The organism is Bacillus sp. RC251 (assembly GCF_044908765.1).
Lineage (GTDB): Bacteria > Bacillota > Bacilli > Bacillales > Bacillaceae_G > Bacillus_A > Bacillus_A wiedmannii.
This window is the reverse complement of sequence record NZ_JBIYDP010000003.1, coordinates 443,086-468,023: the sequence shown is the minus strand read 5'-3', so window position 1 is coordinate 468,023 and position 24,938 is coordinate 443,086. Positions and strand designations below refer to the sequence as shown.

At 31.4% G+C, this 24,938-nt stretch carries 32 protein-coding genes and 4 pseudogenes; 4 read left to right on the top strand and 32 right to left on the bottom strand.

Features of this window, described 5'->3' with window-relative positions; translation table 11 throughout:
- Positions 1-169 precede the first annotated feature (169 nt).
- The 4 genes from ABH961_RS16515 to ABH961_RS16500 form a co-directional block, all read right to left on the bottom strand.
- Positions 170-625 (bottom strand): DUF6630 family protein, encoded by a 456-nt coding sequence (locus ABH961_RS16515; protein ID WP_404519672.1) that lies wholly within the window; start codon positions 623-625, stop codon positions 170-172.
- Between the two features lie 20 nt (positions 626-645).
- Positions 646-1,614 (bottom strand): hypothetical protein, encoded by a 969-nt coding sequence (locus ABH961_RS16510; protein WP_060487696.1) that lies wholly within the window; start codon positions 1,612-1,614, stop codon positions 646-648.
- Positions 1,615-1,842: 228 nt separating this feature from the next.
- Positions 1,843-2,226, bottom strand: coding sequence for a hypothetical protein (locus ABH961_RS16505; RefSeq protein ID WP_048544701.1), 384 nt, complete (start codon positions 2,224-2,226; stop codon positions 1,843-1,845).
- Positions 2,227-2,238: 12 nt separating this feature from the next.
- On the bottom strand, positions 2,239-3,420 hold the full coding sequence (locus tag ABH961_RS16500; RefSeq protein WP_404519670.1) for a cytoplasmic protein: 1,182 nt from the start codon (positions 3,418-3,420) through the stop codon (positions 2,239-2,241).
- A 58-nt stretch (positions 3,421-3,478) separates the two neighbouring features.
- Between ABH961_RS16500 and ABH961_RS16495 the strand changes: the two genes are divergently transcribed.
- The 3 genes from ABH961_RS16495 to ABH961_RS16485 all read left to right on the top strand — a co-directional run bounded on the left by ABH961_RS16495 (position 3,479) and on the right by ABH961_RS16485 (position 4,776).
- Complete coding sequence (locus tag ABH961_RS16495) at positions 3,479-3,862, top strand: DUF1433 domain-containing protein (protein WP_046957991.1); 384 nt, start codon at positions 3,479-3,481, stop codon at positions 3,860-3,862.
- Between the two features lie 76 nt (positions 3,863-3,938).
- Positions 3,939-4,310 carry a DUF1433 domain-containing protein gene (locus ABH961_RS16490; RefSeq protein ID WP_048544696.1) on the top strand — a complete coding sequence of 124 codons (372 nt, stop codon included), beginning with the start codon at positions 3,939-3,941 and terminating at the stop codon, positions 4,308-4,310.
- A gap of 82 nt (positions 4,311-4,392) precedes the next feature.
- Positions 4,393-4,776, top strand: coding sequence for a DUF1433 domain-containing protein (locus ABH961_RS16485; RefSeq protein WP_000758183.1), 384 nt, complete (start codon positions 4,393-4,395; stop codon positions 4,774-4,776).
- Between the two features lie 252 nt (positions 4,777-5,028).
- Here the strand turns inward: ABH961_RS16485 and ABH961_RS16480 are convergent, their stop codons facing one another.
- Positions 5,029-5,385 (bottom strand): Imm3 family immunity protein, encoded by a 357-nt coding sequence (locus tag ABH961_RS16480; RefSeq protein WP_098079954.1) that lies wholly within the window; start codon positions 5,383-5,385, stop codon positions 5,029-5,031.
- Positions 5,386-5,481: 96 nt separating this feature from the next.
- Positions 5,482-5,814 (bottom strand): DUF3895 domain-containing protein, encoded by a 333-nt coding sequence (locus ABH961_RS16475; protein ID WP_098079956.1) that lies wholly within the window; start codon positions 5,812-5,814, stop codon positions 5,482-5,484.
- Between the two features lie 312 nt (positions 5,815-6,126).
- Between ABH961_RS16475 and ABH961_RS16470 the strand changes: the two genes are divergently transcribed.
- Positions 6,127-6,381 carry a SunI/YnzG family protein gene (locus ABH961_RS16470; RefSeq protein WP_000900620.1) on the top strand — a complete coding sequence of 85 codons (255 nt, stop codon included), beginning with the start codon at positions 6,127-6,129 and terminating at the stop codon, positions 6,379-6,381.
- Positions 6,382-6,565: 184 nt separating this feature from the next.
- Here the strand turns inward: ABH961_RS16470 and ABH961_RS16465 are convergent, their stop codons facing one another.
- From ABH961_RS16465 to ABH961_RS16340, 26 genes and pseudogenes are all read right to left on the bottom strand, one after another.
- Complete coding sequence (locus ABH961_RS16465) at positions 6,566-7,039, bottom strand: Imm30 family immunity protein (RefSeq protein ID WP_098069143.1); 474 nt, start codon at positions 7,037-7,039, stop codon at positions 6,566-6,568.
- Positions 7,040-7,136: 97 nt separating this feature from the next.
- Positions 7,137-7,628 (bottom strand): ankyrin repeat domain-containing protein, encoded by a 492-nt coding sequence (locus ABH961_RS16460; RefSeq protein WP_000444063.1) that lies wholly within the window; start codon positions 7,626-7,628, stop codon positions 7,137-7,139.
- 59 nt (positions 7,629-7,687) lie between these two features.
- Positions 7,688-8,143 carry a YrhA family protein gene (locus tag ABH961_RS16455; RefSeq protein ID WP_048544690.1) on the bottom strand — a complete coding sequence of 152 codons (456 nt, stop codon included), beginning with the start codon at positions 8,141-8,143 and terminating at the stop codon, positions 7,688-7,690.
- Positions 8,144-8,397: 254 nt separating this feature from the next.
- On the bottom strand, positions 8,398-8,868 hold the full coding sequence (locus ABH961_RS16450; RefSeq protein WP_046957988.1) for an Imm30 family immunity protein: 471 nt from the start codon (positions 8,866-8,868) through the stop codon (positions 8,398-8,400).
- Between the two features lie 102 nt (positions 8,869-8,970).
- Positions 8,971-9,405, bottom strand: a complete 435-nt coding sequence (locus ABH961_RS16445) for an SMI1/KNR4 family protein (RefSeq protein WP_000409723.1) — start codon at positions 9,403-9,405, stop codon at positions 8,971-8,973.
- A gap of 322 nt (positions 9,406-9,727) precedes the next feature.
- Positions 9,728-11,491 (bottom strand): annotated as a pseudogene (locus tag ABH961_RS16440) (VaFE repeat-containing surface-anchored protein).
- Positions 11,492-11,907: 416 nt separating this feature from the next.
- Positions 11,908-12,393: pseudogene (locus ABH961_RS16435) on the bottom strand (immunity protein YezG family protein).
- An 85-nt stretch (positions 12,394-12,478) separates the two neighbouring features.
- Positions 12,479-13,018 carry a T6SS immunity protein Tdi1 domain-containing protein gene (locus ABH961_RS16430; RefSeq protein ID WP_098069147.1) on the bottom strand — a complete coding sequence of 180 codons (540 nt, stop codon included), beginning with the start codon at positions 13,016-13,018 and terminating at the stop codon, positions 12,479-12,481.
- A 12-nt stretch (positions 13,019-13,030) separates the two neighbouring features.
- Positions 13,031-13,498 (bottom strand): Imm30 family immunity protein, encoded by a 468-nt coding sequence (locus ABH961_RS16425; RefSeq protein ID WP_098069148.1) that lies wholly within the window; start codon positions 13,496-13,498, stop codon positions 13,031-13,033.
- A gap of 87 nt (positions 13,499-13,585) precedes the next feature.
- On the bottom strand, positions 13,586-14,110 hold the full coding sequence (locus ABH961_RS16420; RefSeq protein WP_098069149.1) for a hypothetical protein: 525 nt from the start codon (positions 14,108-14,110) through the stop codon (positions 13,586-13,588).
- Positions 14,111-14,166: 56 nt separating this feature from the next.
- Positions 14,167-14,622 (bottom strand): immunity protein YezG family protein, encoded by a 456-nt coding sequence (locus tag ABH961_RS16415; protein ID WP_098069150.1) that lies wholly within the window; start codon positions 14,620-14,622, stop codon positions 14,167-14,169.
- A gap of 28 nt (positions 14,623-14,650) precedes the next feature.
- The gene (locus ABH961_RS16410; protein WP_048566031.1) at positions 14,651-15,118 is read right to left on the bottom strand and encodes a DUF2004 domain-containing protein; all 468 of its coding nucleotides are present in this window, start codon (positions 15,116-15,118) and stop codon (positions 14,651-14,653) included.
- A 72-nt stretch (positions 15,119-15,190) separates the two neighbouring features.
- On the bottom strand, positions 15,191-15,844 hold the full coding sequence (locus tag ABH961_RS16405) for an SMI1/KNR4 family protein (RefSeq protein ID WP_098069151.1): 654 nt from the start codon (positions 15,842-15,844) through the stop codon (positions 15,191-15,193).
- 113 nt (positions 15,845-15,957) lie between these two features.
- Positions 15,958-16,050 (bottom strand): annotated as a pseudogene (locus ABH961_RS16400) (cytoplasmic protein); the annotation flags it as partial.
- 79 nt (positions 16,051-16,129) lie between these two features.
- Positions 16,130-16,618, bottom strand: a complete 489-nt coding sequence (locus ABH961_RS16395; RefSeq protein ID WP_002096458.1) for a hypothetical protein — start codon at positions 16,616-16,618, stop codon at positions 16,130-16,132.
- Positions 16,619-16,954: 336 nt separating this feature from the next.
- Positions 16,955-17,611 carry an SMI1/KNR4 family protein gene (locus tag ABH961_RS16390; RefSeq protein WP_404519667.1) on the bottom strand — a complete coding sequence of 219 codons (657 nt, stop codon included), beginning with the start codon at positions 17,609-17,611 and terminating at the stop codon, positions 16,955-16,957.
- Between the two features lie 307 nt (positions 17,612-17,918).
- Complete coding sequence (locus tag ABH961_RS16385; protein ID WP_098069154.1) at positions 17,919-18,335, bottom strand: hypothetical protein; 417 nt, start codon at positions 18,333-18,335, stop codon at positions 17,919-17,921.
- A gap of 137 nt (positions 18,336-18,472) precedes the next feature.
- Positions 18,473-18,868, bottom strand: coding sequence for an immunity 22 family protein (locus ABH961_RS16380; protein WP_098069155.1), 396 nt, complete (start codon positions 18,866-18,868; stop codon positions 18,473-18,475).
- A 105-nt stretch (positions 18,869-18,973) separates the two neighbouring features.
- Positions 18,974-19,252: an immunity protein Imm33 domain-containing protein gene (locus tag ABH961_RS16375; RefSeq protein WP_098069156.1), complete on the bottom strand. Its 279-nt coding sequence runs from the start codon at positions 19,250-19,252 to the stop codon at positions 18,974-18,976.
- Positions 19,253-19,351: 99 nt separating this feature from the next.
- Positions 19,352-19,766, bottom strand: a pseudogene (locus tag ABH961_RS16370) (SMI1/KNR4 family protein).
- A 153-nt stretch (positions 19,767-19,919) separates the two neighbouring features.
- Entirely contained in the window at positions 19,920-20,375 is a 456-nt protein-coding gene (locus ABH961_RS16365; RefSeq protein WP_098069157.1) for an immunity protein YezG family protein, read from the bottom strand.
- 226 nt (positions 20,376-20,601) lie between these two features.
- Positions 20,602-21,072, bottom strand: coding sequence for a DUF6985 domain-containing protein (locus tag ABH961_RS16360; RefSeq protein WP_000700046.1), 471 nt, complete (start codon positions 21,070-21,072; stop codon positions 20,602-20,604).
- A 400-nt stretch (positions 21,073-21,472) separates the two neighbouring features.
- Complete coding sequence (locus ABH961_RS16355; protein WP_170957022.1) at positions 21,473-21,988, bottom strand: SecY-interacting protein Syd; 516 nt, start codon at positions 21,986-21,988, stop codon at positions 21,473-21,475.
- Positions 21,989-22,429: 441 nt separating this feature from the next.
- Positions 22,430-23,437, bottom strand: a complete 1,008-nt coding sequence (locus tag ABH961_RS16350; protein ID WP_404519665.1) for a DUF7018 domain-containing (lipo)protein — start codon at positions 23,435-23,437, stop codon at positions 22,430-22,432.
- 570 nt (positions 23,438-24,007) lie between these two features.
- Positions 24,008-24,220 carry a polymorphic toxin type 15 domain-containing protein gene (locus ABH961_RS16345; protein WP_098079962.1) on the bottom strand — a complete coding sequence of 71 codons (213 nt, stop codon included), beginning with the start codon at positions 24,218-24,220 and terminating at the stop codon, positions 24,008-24,010.
- 244 nt (positions 24,221-24,464) lie between these two features.
- Complete coding sequence (locus ABH961_RS16340) at positions 24,465-24,932, bottom strand: DUF6985 domain-containing protein (RefSeq protein WP_098079964.1); 468 nt, start codon at positions 24,930-24,932, stop codon at positions 24,465-24,467.
- Between the last annotated feature and the right edge of the window lie 6 nt (positions 24,933-24,938).

The following is a 24,938-nucleotide window of genomic DNA, read 5'->3' as shown; positions in this document are numbered from 1 at the left end:
GATCCCCTTAGTTATTTTTCATTTTGCACAGTATGTATTAATTACGCACAAATAAAAAAACTACAGTCTAAAAGTATATCACTGTAGATTCTTACATTTACTCTTCTTGATAACGTACTATATCATAGGGATAATGTGGTGTCTCTTTCAAAACTGCATTATCTTAAGTTTATTTATAGTACTTAATGCACCTTTCTTGGAAAGGGATTCTATCATCAAACAGCACTTCTTCTTGCAGAAACTTTATTATATCCTCTATTTTCGCAATGAATAATGCGAAAAAATCGCCCGAATTAGGATATGAAAATAGTCCATACCCCTTTGGTGACAGTATTTTGTTGGCCAATTCAATCTTTTCAGGTAAATAATCATAGTGAAATGCTTCTAATTTCTCGAGTTCTTCTTGTGTCGCTAATTCAATTTGGTTTGTAAATTCGTAATCAAGCATAAAGTTGACAATTTTTTGATATTGCTCACCTTTATAGTCAACGTATAAAAACAGTTTCGTCATCAAACCATATTTTAATAGATTTTCATGTAAGCCATAACCTCCTTGCTCCTTCAAAAACGTTTCCAAACCCTCGCTATCAGGAAATATACTCTGCGCTATACCTTGATTATGCATATTAGCTTCCTCCTTTTTTATTAAAATAATTCTCCATGCTTGTTAGGAATATATTCCGGATAGTTTTTACGATAAAATTGATCAATCATCTGAAGCACAGGATCCCATTCAGGATATGGCTCACGTTCCCCAAATACCATTCTCGCTTCTGGAGTATTCATCAGAAAATTATCAATTTGAGTAGGTACTGGCAACCCTAGTTGTTTCCTTACATGAATTAAAAATAAGATTTCAACAGGATAAAACCCGTATCTGAAATCGCCAAATTCACCTAGTTGTCCGATTTCAGAAACTAATGCAGAATGATACTGAGCCATTATTGAAATTAGATGTTCTATTTCTTCTAAATCATCAGTCGCCCAACGTCCCAACACTTCATCATACATGTTAAGGTCTTCAGGAATTAAATCGCATCGCAGCTTAGCTTCCTTAAACTTATTTTTCACGATTAAGTGCAATTTTTGATTTGTTCCCATGATGGTTTTATTTTTATACTGCAAGTACAGCTCTAGCAAAAACCAAATATGTCTATTCTCTTCATTAGCATCTATTAAATGTCCACAGAAGTGATGAACCATAAAATCATATAATATATTCTCTTCTTTCTCCCATCCATACATTGCAAAATGAACTATTGTGAGGGCGACTTCTCTAAACGTATATCCCAAAATCATCTTTGGATACCTGATTGTATAGAGATCCTGTCCCATGCACTGGTAAAATAAGACTTTCTGCATGTTCTTTAATCCTTCTACATTGTTTCCATCGTTTATCAATACATCGTTTTTCCATAGTGACAAGTGATATGAGAAAATTTTGCTTAAATTTATTAATAAGATGTGATCTTTCTCTGTTTCATTTTGCTCAACAATTTTCTCAATCTTATTTTTACTGACATTATACTTATCTTTAACATCTTCAAATTTGATTCCATCCACAAAATTTTTGCTATATCTTTTAAAAGCCATTTCTAACTTTTTTTGATTCATAACTGCATCCTTCCTATGAATACATCTATTTCCTTCTTTAACCTTTCCCCTTAATTCACTCTCACCTTCAACGAACTCATATATTTCTATACAATTTGTATTATCTATTCATTCATATAACTTATCACCAGACACACTTTTCTGTTCAATCCAAATCTCGCATTTACATATTGCATCTCTTTCAGTAAATTAAAGCAATAGAAACTATCTTTAGTTTTTCCTCTTCTCTTATTTTTTCCCACAACTGTTTGCTAAGTGAACATGTTCATTAAAAATGTTGTTGTTAATTTGTTTTTCATATTTTTTTAATTCTTCATTGATTTTACTGCCGGTTTTACTTTCAAAACTTTTCTCTAATTCTGCTGCTATATCTCTTAGACTTGTTTGTAATTCATGAAATGCCCCTATGTTTTTTTGAAGAGCATATGTATCTTCTTTTATAATGTCTATTGATTTAAACCCTACTTCTGTTTTTAACATCATACGCTGCATTTCTCTTTCAATCTGTTTTTTAGCAGCTTGTAACTCCTCAACAACCTGATCCGCTAAATCTCCTGTAACACTTTCGATTTGCTTTTCTATCTTTTTAATTTCCTCCATAAAACCCATCATATAATTCTCTCCTTATCTAAACTGAAAATTCCCCGCTAATTGATTATCTTTATCCCTAAGTGAATTTGCTGCATCACTAATTTCGTCCCCAAATCTACTTAAACTTTTTTGTTCTTTTCTTAAAAGATGAATTAATTCTTCTGCCATGTATACATCGTGAAAATAGTCATTTCCACCTTCTTTCGTTTTGGCAATTCGTGAGATGGCTTCATCTATTTCATAGGCTTCTAATAGATGATATTTCCCACCTGGCCCTGTTTCATATTTTAATTGACTTTTCAACTTTTGAACCGCTTCAGCCTCTCTTCTTTGAAACTCTTCTATATTTTTTGCTATATCTGATAATCGATTACTGAGCATTTGAATTTTTTGTGCTTGTCTTATAATATCTTCAGGTTCTAATTTTAATAGGGGACTTCCATTTGAATGAAAGGATCCCTTAAATGTATCTCTGCCGTGTCCGTCCATAGTTAAACGTGTAAAAAGTCCTTGTTTTGTATCGTTCTGTCTCACTGTGTATTGCTTACCAATTAGAGGTGCACCGAATTGAGTGTGGTTACCAATCGGGTCATTTTCATGTGTATAATCAGTTGCTTTATTTTCCATTTTTCCTTCATTTACTCGTTTTTTTGCTTCAGGACTTAGTACACCATAGGGATTCGGTGCAGCCCATGTAGTTGCATAACAATCTAATTCTGCAGCGATAAGGTCCGCTTCTGCACCACCTTTACTATGTCCAGTAGTATGAAGAGAAGAAGGGTTATATTTTGCTACGATGTCATTTTTTGCCCATTTTAATCCAGTATCAAATGATGTTTCAGAATCAGGTTTTATAGTTTGACTGTTACTTGGAGTAATTACTTTAGAATGTGTTTTAATTCCAAACGTAATCTGATCGATATCTGTTTCGAAATCTGCTAATTGGTTAGGCTCTGTCCCACGAAATGCTAGGATTATATCATCATAATGTGTTGCATTTTCATCATATTTGTCTGCTGGTACTACTGCGATAGCTTCTAATCCATTTTTTACTTTTTGACAATCTGCATCAATTGATTCTATAACTACCCACTTTTTACCATCTGCCATTTTTATTTCTTTACCTTTTTCTAAAACTTGGTCATCATAAACTTGATCTGCTAGTTCGAAATAATTTTCATCTGTCGCAATTGGATTCTTTTTAAATTCACCCATATGTTTCAACTCGTTTCATGGTATATTTTAACTATATTTAAATACAAGGGGATTTTCTATGAAGAAAAAAACGGTAATTATTTTATCCATTATTTGTATTATAGCAGGAGGGTATTTTACAATGGAATACTTAAAACAAAAAGAAGAAGAGGCAAAGTTTTGGAAAGTACAAGAAGCAAGGGTAGAAAAGTATATTCGTTATAATATTCAGGATGTAAAATCGATTACGTTTACAGAAAAGAGTGTAAGTCCTATGGGAGTCCCTAGATTAAAAGGCTATATAAATAATAATAAAGAATTAGATTTCATAGCTCGTATAAGTACAACTGAAAACTTTGAAGGCCAATTTACGCGTTCTGGGAAATTAGGAAAACTGATAAAAGACCCTGAAAAATCGGTATCCGAAATTGAAAAGGAGGAGAAAGAAAAACATCAAGAGTAGTCTTTGCACTACTCTTATTTTCTGTATCCTATTTTAAGAAGAGTGCAATGGTAAGTTTTTTATAAGGGGATTTTTTATGAAGAAAGTAATGATTTTATCCATTATTTGTATTATAGCAGGAGTTTTTTTTACAATGGAATACTTAAAACATAAAGAAAAAGAAGAAAAGTTTTGGAAAACACAAGAAACAAGGGTAGAAAAATATATTCATTATAATATTAAAGATGTGAAATCTACTACGTTTACAAAACATGAGGTGAACCCGATGGGAATCCCTACTATAAAAGGATATATAAATGGTGATCAAGAATTATGGTTTGTAGCAAGTATTAGTACCACAGAGAATTTTGAAGATCATTTTGGACGTTCTGGAGAATTAGGAAAACTTATAAAAGATCCTGAAAAATCCGTATCCGAAATTGAAAAGGAAGAGAAAGAAAAGAAATAAGAATAGTCTCTGCACTACTCTTGTCTTCCCTACCCCATTTTAAGAAGAATGCAATCGTAAGTTTTTCATAAGGAGATTTCCAATGAAGAAAGTAGTTATTTTGGGCGTATCTGCTTTGTTACTCATGGCAGGAGGATTTTTTACTTTGGAATACTTAAAACATAAAGAAGAAGAGGAAAAGTTTTGGAAAGTACAAGAAACAAGAGTAGCAAAATATATTCATTATAATGTTAAAGATGTTAAATCTATTACATTTACAGAACACGAAACTAGTCCTATGGGCATACCTAGACTAAAAGGGTATATAAATAATGACCAACAATTAGATTTTGTAGCTCGTATTAGTACTACTGAAAATTTCGAAGATAAATTTGACTGTTCCGGGGAATTAGGAAACCTTATAAAAGACCCTGAAAAATCCGTATCCGAAATTGAAAAGGAAGAAAAGAAAAAAATCAAAGAGTAGTCTTTACGATTACTCTTTTGTTTTCCTATAAAAAATAAACCAAAAGTTGGTTATTTGTAATATAGTAATAACCATTTTACTATCTATAAGATAAATTTTTTTATTTTTGATAACCATATGACTATTAATTTCTTTATTTTAGTCTTATTCTTTTTCCAACCTTTATTATCTCTCATCCATCTTACGTTTTATGTATGCAGCGATTTCTATTCTCTTGTTTAGCTATGTCTCTTACATTTGCAGAAACATGAATTATTCAACCAAAAATTTATAATCACTCTTTATATTTTTTAATTCTTCTATTACATTATTTATTTTTATCGATAAATCTTTTATTTCCTCTACTGTCAATTCACCTTCTGCCTCTTGAAGATTAAACATACTTAGCCTCTTTGTTATACCTTTAACACGCCCAACAAAAACCATATGATGATTGACTGCTATTTCTCCTATGGCAGTATCAACGATAACATCTTCAATCTTTCCTAAATTATCAAATTCATCCGCTAGCTTTGCTATAGCATATCGATCCCCTCTCTCTTCATCTAATAACTCTTCATACGCCTCCCGAATTGCATGAAATAATTCATTATACTCCCAATCTTTCATACATCCTCCCTCAAAAAAATCCCCACGCTTATGTGAAAATAATCTTTCAACACAAATATGAGGACTTCCATATTTCATTACTATACTTTATACATTTTATTCGTTAGAATCTTCGTCTTTCAATTTATATACTCTATCTCTTTTCTCATCACTTTTGACAAAAATAAGCTTTTCTTCTTTAACAAACCCTTCTAATAGTAAGCATACTTGCCCGTATGCTTTAGGCTTATTCGTTGTGAATCTTTCATCTGATATTTTACCAGCTCGTATTAATTGTTCGCATAACTCAAGTGCACTTATTTCTTCACAATTAATTAATTCTAAAATATCCTTTTGTAAGGGCGATAAAAGTACGGAAATCTCAGCTACCTCCACCTTTTCTGGTTTGTTTTCTTCTTCAAATAAATCTTCGAATGAAATTTGATTCATACTTCTTTTCCTTTCTAACGATTGATTTGTATAACATGAACTGAATCCTATAGCGTATGTATTATTATGTATTACTTACCTTTTTTCATAAATCTCAAACTCATGTACATCGTTTCATATAGTATATTTCGATTATACCAAATATACGTTCTGTTTTCTATTGTAGAATTCGTTATAATAGGAATGAAAGTAATAATGAACATTTTCTCGTTGTTAATTGTATACTCTCTGTAAAAAAATAGAAATAAAATTTATAAATTTGTATAATAAAATAGTACGAGTAAAATTTTATTATAGAAAGGTTCTGGTAATATGTTAGGTATTCATGTTGAAAAAACAAAAGATGAACTAATTATTTCATGGCAATTCTCTAAAATTCATATTCCATTATGTGAAATCACTGAGGTAACGGAAGATAATACATATGCTGGTGTTGAAGAAAAAAGCGCAATTCGAATTGGAACAGCATATGGTACAACTGATCGTATTTTAATTAAGACAGTAAAACAAAATTATTTATTATTCACTACTAATAGAGTAACCATTTTAAATAAAATAAAAGCTTAATTGTTTTTCTTCCTATATTTAAACGTTAAACACTTTCATTCTATTATAGGAAACGCTACAAAAGGTTCGTTGATTACTCCTGCTCCTAATTCGGAAGCATATGGTGAAACTATATAACACAAACACCCTAGCTCTTCGCTAGGGTGTTCTTAGTTTTATCTATAATACAGTAGTTCTACAATTCTTATTTATTTTTATGAACTCCTTGTAATTGACTAAGAACCTCATTGGCAGTCCTCTCAAATCTTTTAGGGTTATCAGCAATAATTTCATTAAGTAAATTAATTATCGTTAGTTGTATATCATGATTCATTCCTACAAGTACTTTAGCATACTCACTTCTATATAAATCATTATTTAAAATTCTTATGTTTAGTAGCATTGCCCACTCTTTTGCACTCTCAACCATTTTTGGTAAAGCTCTAGGCATCTCTGTTAGATATTTTCCCATTTCAAAATCTTCAATAAAATGAACTAGACCAAACATAACTTCTTCCTCTTGTGTTTCATCCTCAAATACTATACACAACTCTTTAATAAGCTTCTCATCATCACAATCTGCTAAGTTTTCTAATACACTGTCAAACTCTTCACATTCCGATTGATTTTTTAAAAATCTACAACTATATAATCTCTTAACCTCAGATTGATAGTCCATATAAATTTCTCCTTTTAAATGAATTGGATAATTAAATTAATATGATCATTAGTTTTCAACTTTTCTATTACATCAATATATGCCTTCCATCTCAAGTTTACATTTTTAAATATTCAGCAATTTCCACTTCTCCTCTTTCAATAGCAAATTCGTAAGCTCCCATCTCTTTCATAGTATCCCCTGTATACTTTACAGTACTATCAATACCATTCTGAACAAGATACTTTACAATATTAAGATGCCCACCATAAATCGCTGAGAATAGAGGATTTCTATTTGGGTCACTAACATCTAATATTGCACCATTATCAAATAAGTACTCTACAATACCAATTTCACCTTCACTAGCTGCATGTGCAATAGGCGCTGACTTTGGTACACCTTCATTAAGGTTAATATCCATACCAGATTCAACAAGAAATTTTATCATATCCAGTTCACCAGCTCTAGCTGCAGCATGTAGCCACGTTCCATAAGGCGTTACAAAATCAAGCAAACTTTTATCAGTAATAATGATCTCTTTCGCTTGTTCTATATCCCCTTTTTTAATGAAATCATAGATTTTTATCGCTTTTCCCTTACTTTCCATAGAATCCCCCTGCACTATTTTCATCTAGATTAAACAGTTAGACATTGACTACTATACATTTAGCTAAGTGCTGCTGAGAGAGCAGATTTAAGCATAGTATCAAAATCGCAAAAAGTTTCCATATGCTCGCCTGAAGGCTTGTCTAGTTCAACAAATTTCTTTTTGGAAACATTATAACAATACCAAGCTATATCTGAATCTCCGAAAAAAATCAGTTCCTCTTCGTCTTTAATTGATTCCCATATTTCATTAGCATCAAAAAAACTATCTACCTGATTTATTGGCTTAAAATCTAAAAAACTTTGATCAATCCCATATATTATTAATCCATTAAATTCAATTCCATTAACTGTTTGTAAAAATTCATAGTACTGCTGTGGCAGGACATCTTCACCAAATTTTTCTACTACAGATTTACGAAATTTTGATAACTCCTTTTCGTTGATAGGTAAATTGAGTTTTCGATTTCGTTTCTCTCTTATTTTGGATATATGACTAATCTTCTCTCTCCACATAACTTCACCTTCTAATAAATATTCAATCCTTTTCTAGGCTAGAATTACACAAAGTAATCCTCAATAGTACGCCCCATTACAAGGATTGGTTTCAAATTGCCCATTGCTTTTGGCGTGCTATTCAAATATTTTTCGAAGCCACTCTAGCTAGTATTAACCATATGATTTATCTAGATTGATATTTTAATGAAACATATTAAAGCTATTTTCATGATCCTACACGCAAACTTTAGAGTTATTTTATAATTAAAGTATTAAATAACCTCTTTACAAATCAAATCAACTTTTTCAAAATATTGTTGTGGTTGTTTCTCACTTATTTCTTTCAAAATTTTAATAACGTCTTCTTTATTTGTAGTTTTAGCCTTCTTCAATACATTAATAAATGGAATAATAAAATCATCTGAAGCTAGAAGACTTCTATAGAATCTTTTAGCACAATATTTAGCTTGTGACAAAACAATGCTTATCCCTTCAATCAGTTTACTTAAACCATCTTCAACTCCATTTTTTTCGATTATATAAAAAATCGATTCAATTAAATCACCAACAATCGAAGGTTCATCTATTTCATCATGAAATACACTGCACAAATCAATAATTACTTTATTATCTGCCATTTGCAATATTTCATTTAAGATTTCCTCAAATAGCTCAATACTATCATCTTCATGATCCAGAAAACGTATTCTTTTTAAAATAAATATCTTTTTTTCTAATGACATTTATTTCCCTCCATACTTTGAGTAGAGTTTATTGATGAGTTTCAAAAAATTTATAGTTTAATAAAAGAATTAACTTCTAGAATACAAATCTATCTTTAGTTATTAATTCAAATAAATTGGTAATTGATTTAACCATTCTTCAAAATTATCCGCTTCCTTAGTTACACAATTCTCTTCATGAAAATAAAAATAAACTCCCGTTTGCTGGCCCTCTTTTGAATGAAGACAAAAGTAATCTCCATTACCTATACTATAAAAAGGGATTAATTCGTTTTTCCAAAAACCTTCTTTCATTTCATAATCATAAATAAATTCAATAGTATCATTTCCGTTCGTCTTACCACTAGAAACATTTAAAATATCCCCTGGAAATACATATTCAGACATTAGTTCAATAAAACATTTAAATTCTTTAGGAAATTGACATCCAAATTTTTTCTCCAGTTCCCTCCAATCATTATCTGAAGGGGAATCTAAATCCTCTAATTCTTTATCTAACATACTGTCTAATAAGTTTGCAATTTCATCTTTTTCCACAAACTATCCCCCCTATACTAGAAAAACGGCTGAATTCTATTTTATTTACAAGTATTCTCTCGATTAAAGTCAAATGCTGCTTCAACGCCATTTTTCATTAATTTTTGTAATCATACATCAAGCCCATTAGTAAAATAACAATGTTTTTTTCTCAACTATTACTTGTATCTAGTTCTATACATATATTCCTTAGTAACATTTCGTTTACCAACCAGCATGTTACTAAGAAAAGACCCTCTTTTGAAAAAACGAATCAAAAGAGAGCCCTTCTTTATGACTATATTTCCTATCCATATCTTCTGTCTAAAAGACTAGTTAATTATTATGCATTTCTACGTTTCATAAATAATATTGCTCCAAGAGTTAATACCAAAAGACCGGCTCCGACTGAGAACCACATAAAGGACGTATTTCCACCTGTAGCTGGTAATGTTCCAGCTTTTGACGTTTTTCCTGTTTTAGGTTGTTCTAAGTGCGGCTTTTCCTGCTGCGGTTTTCCTAAATTTTCCGCTTTGAACTTCACTGTATGGCCCGCATCTTCAATATCAACGTTGATTGCTACTAAAATATCATCTTGATATAGTTTTTCAAATACTACTACTTCTTTACCTTGTAGTTTAGAAGCATTAAATGTGAAATCAAGTGTGATAGAACCATTCTTCTCTTTTGCCGTAAACTTAGATTCTACTGCTACTTCTTTACCATTTACTAGTAAAGGTTTCTTAGTTGCTTTATCCATTAGTTTACCTTTTGCAACATATGCTTTTCCTACAATTAAGTCTTTGTATTCCACTTTATCTTGGATCGTGATAGATTCGTTTGCATACATATCTTTTCCACCATCCGCTTTATTTGTTGCGGTTGTTTTGATTGTTGGTTCTACGAATCGAACTGTTTGCCCTACATCGTTAATGTCAGATTGAATTGCCACTAAAACACCGTCTTGATATACCTCTTCAAACACTACTACTTCTGTTCCTTGTAGTTCTGCACCTACGAAAGGAAAGTCTAATGTTACAAAACCATTCTTTTCTTTTGCTGTAAACTTAGCCTCAGCTATTACTTCCTTTCCATCTATTAATAATGGTTTGTTCATAACCTTGTTCATTAATTTACCTTTTACAACATATTCTTTTCCTACGATCAAGTCCTTATATTCCACTTTATTTTGAATCGTGATGGAATCTTTTGCATGCATCTCTTTTCCACCGTCTGCTTTGTTTGTCGCTGTTGTTTTGATTGTTGGTTCTACAAATCGAACCGTTTGCCCCACATCGTTAATGTCAGATTGAATTGCCACTAAAACACCGTCTTGATATACCTCTTCAAATACTACCACTTCTCTTCATTGCTGCTCTGCACCAATGAAAGGAAAGTCTAATGTTACAAAACCGTTCTTTTCTTTTGCAGTAAACTTAGTCTCTGCTGTTACTTCCTTTCCATCAATTAATAATGGTTTGTTCATCACTTTGTTCATTAGTTTACCTTTTACAACATATTCTTTTCCTACGATCAAATCTTTGTATTCTACTTTATCTTGAATTGTGATGGAATCTTTTGCATGCATCTCTTTTCCACCATCCGCTTTGTTTGTTGCTGTTGTCTTTATTGTTGGTTCTACGAATCGAACCGTTTGCCCTACATCATTAATGTCAGCATGAGTTGCCACTAAAACACCATTTTCATATAGTTCTTCAAACACTACCACTTCTCTTCCTTGTTGTTCTGCACCAACGAAAGGAAAGTCTAATGTTACAAAACCATTCGTTTCTTTTGCTGTAAACTTAGTCTCAGCTGTTACTTCTTTTCCTTCAATTAATAATGGCTTATTTATAACTTTATTCATTAGTTTACCTTTTACAGTGTACTCTTTACCAACAACTAAGTTAGTGTACTCTACTTTGTCTTGGATCGTGATAGACTCCTTTGCATGCATCTCTTTTCCGCCATCAGCTTTGTTTGTTGCTGTTGTTTTCAATGATGGAATCTTTTCAATTTCTGCGCTAGCCTTTGGTAACATTAAGTTAAAGAAAAGAGATATGACAGAGAGTAAAGCTAGAATCCTAATTACATATTTCCTCCCCATATTTACAACCTCCTGTTTGATTTAGATTACAAACATTTAAAATATTCTTACCAAAACACAATTCCATTATAAAACAAATAATTACATACTTTAACATTTTATTTTAATTTTCCAAATTTTGATTATTGGGATTTGCCAATGACTTGTTATGAAATGAAGCGTATTTCCTGAAACAAACTAGGAATTACGTGCTCGATTTAATTTATACATGAAAGATGATTCGGTGAGAATCATTGAGGAAAATAGGTTGTTGGCAAGAGTAAACGATGAGGTGTGTGTAACCATAGATAATAAGTATAAAAACGTATGAGATGAGATATTCGATACAGTAAAAAATGAGACACCTACCCTATGATAGGACAGCTATCATAGGATATCTATTTTCAAACACCTTATATCTATAACCCTAGTAAAGATCATTTTTGTGTATGAATATATTCTCTAATTAGTTTCACATCACTTTCTCTCTTTTCATCAGGAGAAACTCCTAACTTTTTATACTTCCATATAAGTAATCTCTCATAATGATTATAATTATTTTCTTCCTCTAATAAAGTATAATCAAATTCAACATCAAACTTACCAGTAGAGTATAACTCAAATGTTACATTAGTCCATGGTTCCTTCTTATTTCTTTTAAATTCTTCCCATAACTCTCTAAAGATACTGTCAAGAAGATTTAATTGGTGATCAGTCTCATCTTCATCAATCCCTTCCATATCTTCAATATCTAAACTGTATATCGGTTCCTACTTATTTTTTGGATAGTAGAAAAATACCGTCGAATCACTATATTCATCAACTTCTGAATATACCATTACTTTTTCCCACGGTTCTGGAATAATACTGTTTAACTGCATAACTACTTTTTGATAAATACTTTCCACGTTCTCTACATTCATTTACTTTACTCCCTTACAGTAATATCCTTTTGTCAAAATAATAAATCTGAAAGCCTCTTTATCTTGCCTCCAGTTTCTTCGTTCATTATTCTATTGGACCTATAAATTGAGTAATGAAATAAACATGCTCGATAAGTTTAACCTTTTGTAAGTTTTCTACTTTTTCTGATCCACCTAATGGAAGTAACGGTGTGTAACCAAAACATTCATCAATTTCAAGGCTTCCGTACCTGTGTATTGCCTGTTTGTAAGGCATCCAATCCAATACTTTCTCTAAAAAATAGTCATCTTTCGTATTTTTAAAGAAAAACTTAAATTTTCCACCTGCTACATCTACCGTACCTTTTCGATACTTAAGTAATAATAAATAGTTATTTTCCCACACAAGAATATCTCCCATACCTGTTGTAAAAACCGGGATAGCCTCTTCATAACGGATATAACTTTCCTTTAATATATCTAAGTATTCTTCTGGATTTATCAACCTTAAATATCCGTTTAACATACTTCCAAATCCAAATTGTTTCCATAAAGCTATTATTTGTTCAGGAACTTTACCTGTATACTTTTCAACAATCTCTTGTGACGACTTTTCGAAACATATAAAATCACTTATCTTTTCCATAGTATCTCCTTATCACAATTTCCCTAAGATTGAATTTACTTGTTCTAAATATAAATCTGGGTCGTCCTCTCTTATCTCAAGAAGAATTCCTTTAATTATTTGCTTTGTTGAACTATTTATATTTTCTAAAACATTCATATACGATACGACTAAACCTTTTGAATGTAAAAGTGTCCGATGAATTCTTTCCGCCCAGAATTCTGCATGAGGTAACATTTTAGGAATACTAATAGCTAATTTGTATAGCCCTTCCTCTACCCCGGAATGTTCAGCAATATAAAAAATCGTTTCAATAAGGTAGTCACCCGCTGATGGCACAGCCATATCATCCTCAAAAATTATACATAGATCAGGAATTATATCATTTGTCCCTTCATTCGCTAATTCATTGAGAATACCCTCAAAAACTTCAATATCATCCCCTTCATTCTCTAGAAAACGCATTTTATATAAAGTTGATATTCGCTCATTAAAATCCATTGACTTCTCCACCTTTTTATAACATCATTATTATAATTTTCCACATATTTTCACATCATTATGTTCATAATACGTTCAATTAATCTATCATAATAAACCATTACTTTCTAATAACTGATACCAATCATCCTCTTTGCTTCCTACGGTTTCACTAATTCCTCCAAATTGAACAAACTTATTACCTAATTCACAATATCTTTTTCCTACATAAAAATGTTGTAAGAAATTATTAAAATCACCATATGACTCAATAATAAAATTTTGATTACTTAATTCTCCATACAAACAAGAAACTTCTCCATTCATCTTATTAATAAACAATGGATATCTTTCAATTTTCCCTATACAAATCCAATTATCAGCACCGCCAGGCATGTCCTCCGTATAAAATTGAATACTTTCGCGTTTTAGATGACCATATATAGTAATTACTCCACCGTTCAACATTTCATATTTTTTTATAATAAAATTATAATCTTTCAAAGAGCCTTCTTCTAATTTTTCATCAATCTTTTTTTCTACCTCTACAATTTCACCAATAAGCAAACAAAATGGATCATTACCTAAAATACCCTTAACTAATTCTATTTTTTCTAATACTGACTTCTCCATTTTCTCCTCCCACTCATTATCTATTTAACTAAAATATAACTATTACTGTACCCCTTTTAAAGGTTATTATTTTTCACTTCCTCAAACCACTCATCAGCAATATGGCTAGCTGTTTTAACTTCATCATTCGTATATACTAAATCATACTTATATTGAGCTTTAAACTTGCCACTTTGAACATCATATATCAATTTCATCTCAGTTGGCATGTCACGCTCATACCCTTTGCATAATTCTTCAATTTTCTCAATATCTTCACATATAATGCGCAATGCCATAGACTGTCTTTTGGTAGACACATCATATCTTCCCCCTTCATCTTCCAATGCATCATTTACTTTATGACATTCTACATACTTATTGTTAATGCAATAAAAGAAACTTCCCGAAATAATTCCTTCCTCACGCGAAGCATAAACGTACACTTTATCCGCTCTATCTTCAACATATTCCATACATATAGATATCATATCAGCTTGCAATTCACTAAACTTTTCCTCAAATTCTTTCATACTACTTTTTCACTCCTTAGATTAAAATTCATATGGCAACGTCTTGATACCCCACTTCAGCTACTTTTTCATTTAGTAGACGTATTCCTAGTCCATTCTCTGTATCCCACGTACAATCGAAAGTTATCCCAATATCTCGCTCTTCATGAATATCTCCATATGGGACTACAATTCCAACTAAAGTGATTCTCCTAAGTAATTGGTCAATAGTTTCGATATACGGATAATTTTCATTAAATCCAATATCATACCCTAATTGTTGACGCTCTTGCTTGTAATAGTCTAAAATTGCTTGTAAAAAAACTTGCTGCAATTGTTCCCAATTTTGCAATAATGAATTATAAGCAGTATATTGTCCTTCATCAAACTTACCGTCTTCTTCACCTTTTACTATCAATGCTATTTCAACTTCTTTTCCACAAAATTCAACGTTAATGTCCTTAACCCATCCATATGTATACTCAATCTCACCAAAAACTGCATCATTTATAATCATTTTTAACTCTCCCTATTTACTCCCTTGGATCCATATCGATTTCTCTATTCGTATGAAAGTTACCCTCTGATATTAACTGTTTTTTCCAGTAGTTTCTATACTCAGTATAGTACTATCAATTGCTAATTTTTCAATGAGTTTTTTCGCCTTCCCGTATGGAAATCTCTCTACTAATATATAAGGCAGATTTTTTGAACCCTTTAGCAAATCAATTGCGGAAATCTCAAGCCCTAATACGTTCTTTATTCTTATTACATCTTTCAAACCTTCACTAGGAGTTTTCACTAACACTATATTACAAATATCAGACGACTTATGTATCGTTTTCTGTTCTATTTCACTTACACAACCACTATTTACCCATTTTTTAAAATCAGTGGTAATTACAGTAGCATGGCTTGGATTCATGTCCCCAGAATCAATTACTACCACCTCTTTTTCCTCTGCATGTTGAGCCATTAAAAATACATTACCCCCACCGTCATCACCAATTGAGACATACCCCCTCGCATACTCATCTACTTCCAAAACCTCGTTCCTTTCTGCAATATGCTCCGTACCATAAATAAGTAACCCACTACCGATTGAAAAGCTATTTGTACATCTCAATAATTCCTTATATACATTAGGTAATGTAACATTCATACGATTTTCTACTGCTTGAATTTCAATATCACTCGCTGCTGACTTTTCTATCAAATCTGGAATATTAAATAGATTAATCATTTAATAATTCCTCCTAAACTATCAAGATATTTAAACGTATCGCCTGTCATCTCTCTATAATCGTTTCGCAATAGATTTCATGAAATTCATAAAGTATGTCGGTATGTAAGCCTTCATTTTTCATTTGGTAAGTAGACAATCATTTTCCCTTTCATGTACTCACCTTTCCATCCACAAGGCCATCCTCCCATTTTATACACCTTAAATACCTTTTCATAAAGTGAAACTTTAATCAGTGGGGGTTTTGTTCATCCCCACTGATTATTAGTTGAACCAATCGGGCTTTTACGGGCAGTTGATCCCCCACCTAACTTCTTTGCTCTCGCTGAATTTTGAGGTGGCGGTCTTACTGCCCGTTAATGCGGGATAAAAATTATCCACTTTTCCATTTACTAAACGATTTAGTGCACACATCTCAAGGTCTCTTTCTACTTCTTCAAGAATATTTATATGATCAATAGAAATAAACGCCTGATAATAATTATAGTTATCAGAAAAAACTTCATATAACATCTCTTTTTTTGATTCCATATTAGGGTTATAAGTTCCTTCTAATAATTTTGCACTTTCATCCGATTTCATATCATCCCAAACGATTTGGGTAACATCCAAATCTTGAGACCAAGCCAATTCCTGTGCTTTATCAAAATCATGAATCATTTCAATGTCATGTAATAATTCATGTAACTTTATATCATTCCTATCAAATAAGCTTCTTTTTTGTATATACTCGATAACTTCCTCAACTAACTTAGTATTTTCACCATACTTCATCCCAGTAGCCACCTTTCGCGTCCTTCGTCCTTCAGTCCCATTCTCCATACTGTATTCACTTATGGATATTCATTTGAATTTCATTGATTTTTTGTAAGTATCTTTGCTCATGCAGAGCTGCCTCGAAACCCCAATACCCTAAAGTCTAATCGAAAACAACTCTTAATCCTAGGTTTTACAATAAATAAAAAGAATCCATTTTGAAAAAAAGATTGATCAAAATGGATTCTTCTTCAGCAGATTTTTTGTTTCGGCTTTATAAAAATTCGAGCATTTTCTGCCTGTATTGCTCCATTCACCGTGCTTGATTATTCTCTTAAAAGTGAAGAGTTTCTATTAAACTTTTTTAATATACTCATACACTTCTTTAGGTTTTATATTAAGCATGTGAGCAATCTCCGTTATTTTCTTTCCTTCTTCCTTCATCTTTTTTACTTTTATCTCCATTGTTTGCTCATATTCTTCTGCAATATCAAATAATGGATTTAATAAAGAGTGCCATATTTCAAAATCAGTAAATTTATTTCTTTCCAAAAACTCATTTAGCAATATTTCCAATTCTTTAGTTTGTATCATTCTTTTACCTTCTAACACTTGTTTCTCAGTAAGAAAATCGCCTATATCTTTCATAAAATTAATAAATGAGTCCATGGAATCTGCAAGAAAATCGCCACCACTCCAACTGTCCATTCCGTGCATGAGTGAAGATATAGGGTATCCTTCCTCACTTAAATCAATAATAATTGGATCTCCACACATAGTTTCATATGCAATAACAATCCAATTTGCGTCCCAAGTATCTTCCTCATCGGTTACAAGGGAGTTTCCATCGGTGTCAATACTGTATCCTACTTGAAATTCATCTAATTGCTCAAAAGAACATACATCAAAATTTACATACTCTCTAATTTTTTTATGTTCTAAGTTAATAAGTTCTAAATTTCTCTTTATCTCTACTTTTTGATGATAAGAATTAAATTGTATCATTGTCATTTTTACTACATCCCTATTCATACTTTATATGTATTCTTTTGTATCTGGTTGTTTACTAACAAACTAAGCCAAGAATATTAATAATAGATATTGTTATTTTTTCTTTACCTCATATGAAGATTCTGTATATACAGTCAAAATAAAGTAATTTATATCCGAATATGTATTTGCAGGACTACTATGCCGAGGGTATAAATAAATTGTTTATAAGATCTGTGAAACCTCCTTTAATATTTCATCTTCCTAACTTAGAAACTCCCGATATCATTTTAAAATCCTTCAATTTAGTCGATTGGAGATTATTTCATTAACTCTTTAAAAAAATCAAATACTCTCCATCCTCTGTACTAAAACATCTACCTCTAGATTTCTTATTAGCTATCTCTAAATACCCTCTAGCTTTAGAGAAATCTCCTACTTCATAAGCCACCTTGCCAGCCCAAAATTCTCGTTCGCCTGTATCTCCTCTTTCAGGATCTGCGACAAATATTTTATCAACCCATTTTTTCATCCGTTCAACATCACTTAATAAAATCGAGATATCTAAAATACCCCATATTATTAAAAAACTTTCATCATAAGTTATTTTATCATTTGGAAGCTCTCCCCATGCTTGCTCCAATAAAAAAACAGACTCTTCTAAATTCCCTTTATCAAACTCTTCATTACTCTTATCCATTAATTTTTGTATAAAGATACCTTTTTCACCTGTTACATAAGCCATTCCTATCTACCTCCAAAATTACCTATGTAAAAAAGCACCTTTTGTCTTTTGAAAAGAAAGGCTTTTCTTTACTTCAAAAAATACTTTAATACATTTAATCCGGTGTAATATATATACGTGGTCATTACATTAAATTTCTAATCTTCATAAATTACCGATCCTATATACTTAAAGTTCCTACTATCCAGTTTTGCTTCTTCAACAAGTTCTTCATACTCAAAATCATATAACCTAATGACAGTATTGTATTGTTCTTCTAAATTTTCACCATAAAAATCTATAAGTTCACTTATAATTAATTCAGAATACGAAGCATTCTGTAGTAATTCAGACAAAGACGATGTAACATGTTCATTATATGTACATTCTAATAAGTCTTGGTTATACTCAATGAAATCTATTTGAAAATCAGTCATAAAACGCGAAGGAATCCTGTTCCCCTCATTATCATATTTTATTTCTACATACTTTCTTAACACCATTTTGCTAGTACAATTTCCAGACCAAAGAGAAACAACTCCTGGACTTTCCATATTAATCCTCCTTTCCAATTTTTCTATGTTCTAATAGTAATAAATTAGGCACACTGTTACAGATATAATGTAATCAGCTTCTTAAATTCTTTTTTAATGTTTCAATTATTCACCAGTTAAATTATTAATAAATCTTATTTTTCCATTTTCAGAAACTAATTGTAAATCACTACCTATTGGTAGCTCGTATATTCCCAGAATGGCCAGTTCAATATTTGCTACGGCATTAAAATCACACAACGCTAAATTTTCAGAATCATCAATGGAATTATCATCATCAAATTCCGAAACGAATTTCCAACTATCATCTGCTGCTTCTATTAAATTCTCTCTCAATATCCGTTTCAATTTTCCTGTTTTATTAATTATATTTTTTGAAACAATACAGGCACCAGTTTTTTAATAATTTAATAGTTTTTTTTGATTCATTTTTCCCCATTCCTCTAATTAATTATGATATAACCCTTTCATTTTAACTTTCTATTAATCATGTAATTTACTTAAGAACTCTGTGAACGTATTAGCAACAAAAAATACATTTTCCCTTGCAACTTTCTCTGCTTCTTCTGTTGTAATCCCTTCACTTTTTATTAACACTTTTTTCTCCCATGCGCTTTCATGCTCCCAATAGATGACAATTGGATTTTCTTCATGATTTTTATAATCAAAACAGATCAAATTTCCTGAAGGATCAATTGCAAAAGGAATAACCTGATTAGGAATTGTTCCTTTATAATTTTCATAAATCTTTAATATATTCTCTATGCGTTTTTCATCATAAGAAAGTAACGAGCCAAATACCCGCTCTACTTCGTTTACATCAAAAGCTTCGGGCTACCTCTAGCACATAATGCCGACTAACAAGTTTATCTGGGTTATCCCATTCTATATGACTCATCTAATACCATCTCCCCATAATTTATTTTCATCTAAGTGGTTGATACCAATTGCACTTTATCTGGAATTTGGTATTATCGCTATTCTACAAATGAATGCTCAAACTTTCATGAGTTATTAATTCAATTTAAATATATCTATTAATTTTGATTTTTTAAAGGTTATTATTTTTCACTTCCTCAAACCACTCATCAGCAAAATCATCCGCCGTTTTTATATCATCACTTGTATGGATTAAATCATACTCATATTCAGCTTTAAACTTACCACTCTTAGCATCGTATATTAATTTCATCTCAGTTGGCATATCTTTTTCGTATTCTTTGCATAACATTTCAATTCCTTCGATATCTTCACTTATAATTTGTAGAACCTGAAACATTTGTTCTGGAGATACATCATATCTTTTTTCTCCATTTTCCAATGCATCATTAACCTTGTGACACTCTACATACTTATTGTTAATGAAATAAAAGAAACTACTAGAAATCATATCTTCTTCACATGAAGCGTACACATATACTTTATCCGCTCTATCTTTAACATATTCCATGCATATGGATACCATATCAGCTTGCAATTCACTAAATCTATCTTCAAACTCTTTCATACTACATTTCCCTCCTTTTATAAAATTTTTAATTTTGCATTACCTGGCTTACCATCTATATTGTAAGTAACTATAAATTTGTATAGACTCATATCATTCCCAAAGTATATTACATCAACCTTAACTGTTACTTCTTTTGGTGATTTTACTTTTAAAGCTGCAGCTCATATATTACGAATGAATAATTAAACAATATTATTGTCTCTATAAAAATAGGCTTCAAAATTTAAAGTACAACATCCTGATAACCTACCTCTGTTACTTCACCTTTCATAAGACAAAGACCTAATCCATTTTCCATATCCCACGTACAGTCAAATGTAAGTCCAATATCAAGAAAATCGATAAGATCATTATCCGGAATAAAAATTCCAACTAAGGTTATTTTTTCAAGAACTTGAGTAGCTGTTTCTATTAAAGGATAACTTTCGTTAGGCTCAACATCGTAACCAAGTTCATCTCTTTTTTGTTTATAATAATCTAATATAGACTCTAAAATACTTTGTTGTAATTGTAGCCATCTTTCTATTAAAAAGTTATATGCCGTATATTGTTCTTTCTCAAAATGACCATCATCTTCTCCCCTAACTATTAACGTCACCTTAACTTCGTTCCCAAAAAAATCAATGTTTTTATATCCAATCCAATCATAATTATTAAACTCAAGTTCGCCAAAATCGGCATCATTTATTTTCATTACATATCTCCTTTATTGTTTACTCTTTCTCCCGAAGTTCGTTCCACCCTATTTACGTGTACTTCCATTAAGTAATGTTTCTTGATCTTTTATGAAGAATGGGGTATTTTCCATGTCTTTTGCTAATATATTTTTAATTATATAATATTAGCAAATTTTGTTAACTTGAATTCATATAAAATAATTTTATAGCATTGCATGCACTAATAAAAAAAGCACTTGTTGCCTTAAGTAGACAATCAAGTGCATTAATTTCATATGTTTTTTAAATAGCATAAATTTTGTAGGTCTTAGCTTGATCTTAATCATATCTTTCTATAAAATACTGCAGTCCAATTGTATCTAACACTCGGTCTACACTTCATATCAGACATTTTTTCATATAAATGTTCTTAGTATATTATTTTTGTAACTTTAAATTAGAAATTAACTCATCTAGACTATCCGAAAGCGCTTCAAACGAACCTCGTTCAAACCCCTCCAATTCAACCTTACCACTTACATTATCTAATACAACTATTAAACCGTTCCCTTCTACACCTATTGGAGTCTTATCAACCTTATTATGATTGTTTTTATACCCTTCTAAATTACTTTCGAAGGAATCCAATTCGATATTTGGTAATACAGGTTCTAACCTAATATAATGATTATCAATAAATCCATCTAAATCAGCAAACCAATAAGAATTAAAATAATCATCAATTGAAGTGTGCAATTTAATTTCAAATTTTTCCTCAATCGTCGTTAAATCATTCTTATTATTTTTTTCAATAGGTTTCCATGAAATTTCTTCTTCATCATCCATTTCACCTATATATATAAATGAATCCACTTCTTCGTTATATGGCGTTTTAAATAAAAAATCTAACCCTTTATCAAAATATTCTTTTCTTAAATTAAAATATTTGCTCATAGCATCCTTCATTACCAAAATAATCACCCTTACTTTTCTAATAGTTCAGCATATTTTTGGTCATTTCCCCAAAGTCTTGGTTGAGGAGGAATCCCATTTAAATCGGGTTTATCACTTGATATTATCACAACAGGACTGCCGTTTTTCGAAACGATTGTTCGTTTCTAGTACCAACCAAAAACATACTTGGGGCGTTACCATAAGGTGGCATGAATGCTAGAGCGTCAAACTTCCTAGCGATAGACGAAAAGACCTAGCGTCCTAACTCAAGCCCCCACTGAAATGTTTCATCTCAGTGGGGGTAGTTGATAATCTACAGCTACTTGCAAACTATCAGTCTTCTTTTCTTCTGCAATGTCTTTGCTAGAACAAGCTACTCCTGACAATGACATGATTGGAACAACTAAAGATAACAATTTACGTTTTATTTACATATTCCCTTTATTGTTTTGATTTATCTGCAATACCCTTTGTTGCTTCATCAAATATCTTTGCACCTATATGCGTCTTACCCATTGACTCATGAAGTTTAGCTTGGTCTTCTTGCTCTATTGCATCAAATAGAAGTTGGAAAGCATCTTCATAATATTGCATGGATTGTTTTATCTCGTTTTGTTCTCCCTCAAATCCTGAAGGTGCTTTTAATTCCTTTAGTTTCTTAGCATTTGCTTTTGCTCCACCTACACTTAGTTGGATTTCACTTTTCTTCTGTACATAAGCCTTGATGTCTGAACCTGCTATTCCTTCAATTAAGTGCATTGTATCTGCAATTGCATTCGAACTGTCTATAATGTCTTGCTTATACTTCGTAACTTCTTCTAAATTAGATACATCGTTTGACTTAGGGGCATCATCTGTTCTTTTTATCGTGTCAGAGTCTGTATCCCCCAATGCACTCTGCTTATCCTTTACAGCTTTATTTGCATTCACAGCGCCTACTCTAGATGTTTCGTCTTGGACAGGTTGGAATCCTGATATCCAATACTTATTACCTCGTTCGATTAACTCTGTGATTTCCTGTTTCTTATCAGGGTCTATATCCTTCTCATTTGCTTTAAAATACTTAGCTTGTTTTGAGTAAGCTTTACTATAACAATCAACTGCTTTTAGTAAATCTTTATGTGATTTTGCATACTCTTTTGGTGGTTCAATCTTATCAAATTTAGCAATGATTGTTTGTAACTCAGATTCTTGTTTTAGGACTTCTTTCTTTAAAGTTTTCTCATCCTTTTCTTTATTCATTGCTACTTCTACTATATTCGTGATTTTTCCCATTAACTCAGATGATAAGCTAGTCATACGTACTGGATAAATGTCTTTCGATAACTTCTCTTTTGTTTCTGCTTTAGACTCTACTTTATCCTTCGCTTTTGAGTCTACTTTATCTGTCCCACAACCTACTAATAACATAACTGGAATTGCTAACATTACGAGTTTCTTTGCTTTCATTATGTATACTCCTATTTAAAAGTTTTTTAATTGACTACCATATGGAACTGTAACATAAAATAAATAAACAAATATAAGCTCATTTTTGCTCTTAAAGGAAATTTTAGGGATTTTAATAATATGATAACATGTATTACGGTTGTAGAGAATCCCCCTTTGTATACCTTTATTCCAAATTTATCCTTATTCATCCCGAAACAAAAATATATGTGATTTTTAGAATGGGTTGTTATAAAAATCTTAAGTCGATGGGCTTGGACTTAGACTTCCAAATATTGTGCGTTCTCATCAAATAACAAACATAAAAAGGATAAATCCTCTCCAAACTTCTCGCCATTATTCATAACGTATTCTTCATTTAATATTTTATCTTCCAAATTTAGAAACCTCCGATATCATTTCAAATTCCTTCAATTGCTCTTCATTCACACTCGAAGATATTTTTCAAATTTGTTCATCTAGAACATTTATTCAATCCTCCATTGAGAACATAAATACTAAATCTCCCCAGCGACTTGACCTGGATTATATAAGACCGCTTGAGTTTTCATTCATTCACTTCTTTAAGTGTTAATCCTTATTCAATTTATCTCTTAATACTCTTTCTCCTGCTGCTTGTTGTGCTACATTTCCTCCTATTGCTCTACCTTCATCAATAAATCGCTTCCGATTTTGCTGGTACTCATATACATTTAATGCATTCATACCTTTTTCTTGATCCTTTAACTGTCTTGCAAATTCTTCTGAATCTAATTTAGTTTTATAATTACAGTTTACTTCCATTTCATCAATTCGCGGAACGTTATGTAGGTCCTTTACTTCACACGTACCCTTATCAGATGGATTTACAAATAGGAAAAGACCTCAATGGTATGTACGATAGGAATAACCTTCAATATTAATTCTTCCATTTGCATAAAAAAACAGCAGAGATTTCTAGTACCTATCTCTACTGTTTTTTCATTAACTTCCAAAACGAACTAATTTTTCATACTCTGTTATGTGTATTTATAACAAATAGTAATGCTTAAATTGCAACATCTTGGTATCCTACCCTAGCTACTTCTTCATTTATTAGACGAATACCTACCCCATTTTCCATGTCCCATGTACAGTCAAATGTTAGTCCAATATATCTGCCTTCAAAGCGTCTAGCAGATGGGACATAAATCTCCACTAGCCTGATCCTTTCAAGAAGCTGATCAATCGTTTCAATTAAAGGATAATTTTCATTATATGAAACATCATACCCAAGCTCATGTCGTTTTTGCTTGTAATAATCTAAAATTGGTTGCAAAATACTTTGTTGAAGATGCCCCCAATTTTGTATTAAAGAATTATACGAAGCATACTGTTTTTCACTAAATTCACCATCTTCTTCACCATCTATCATCAAAGCAATATCGGCTTCTTTGCCGCAAAACTCAATGGTAGTATCTCTACTCCAGACATAATCATATTCAAGCTCACCAAAAACTTCATCATTTATTTTCATTTTAAA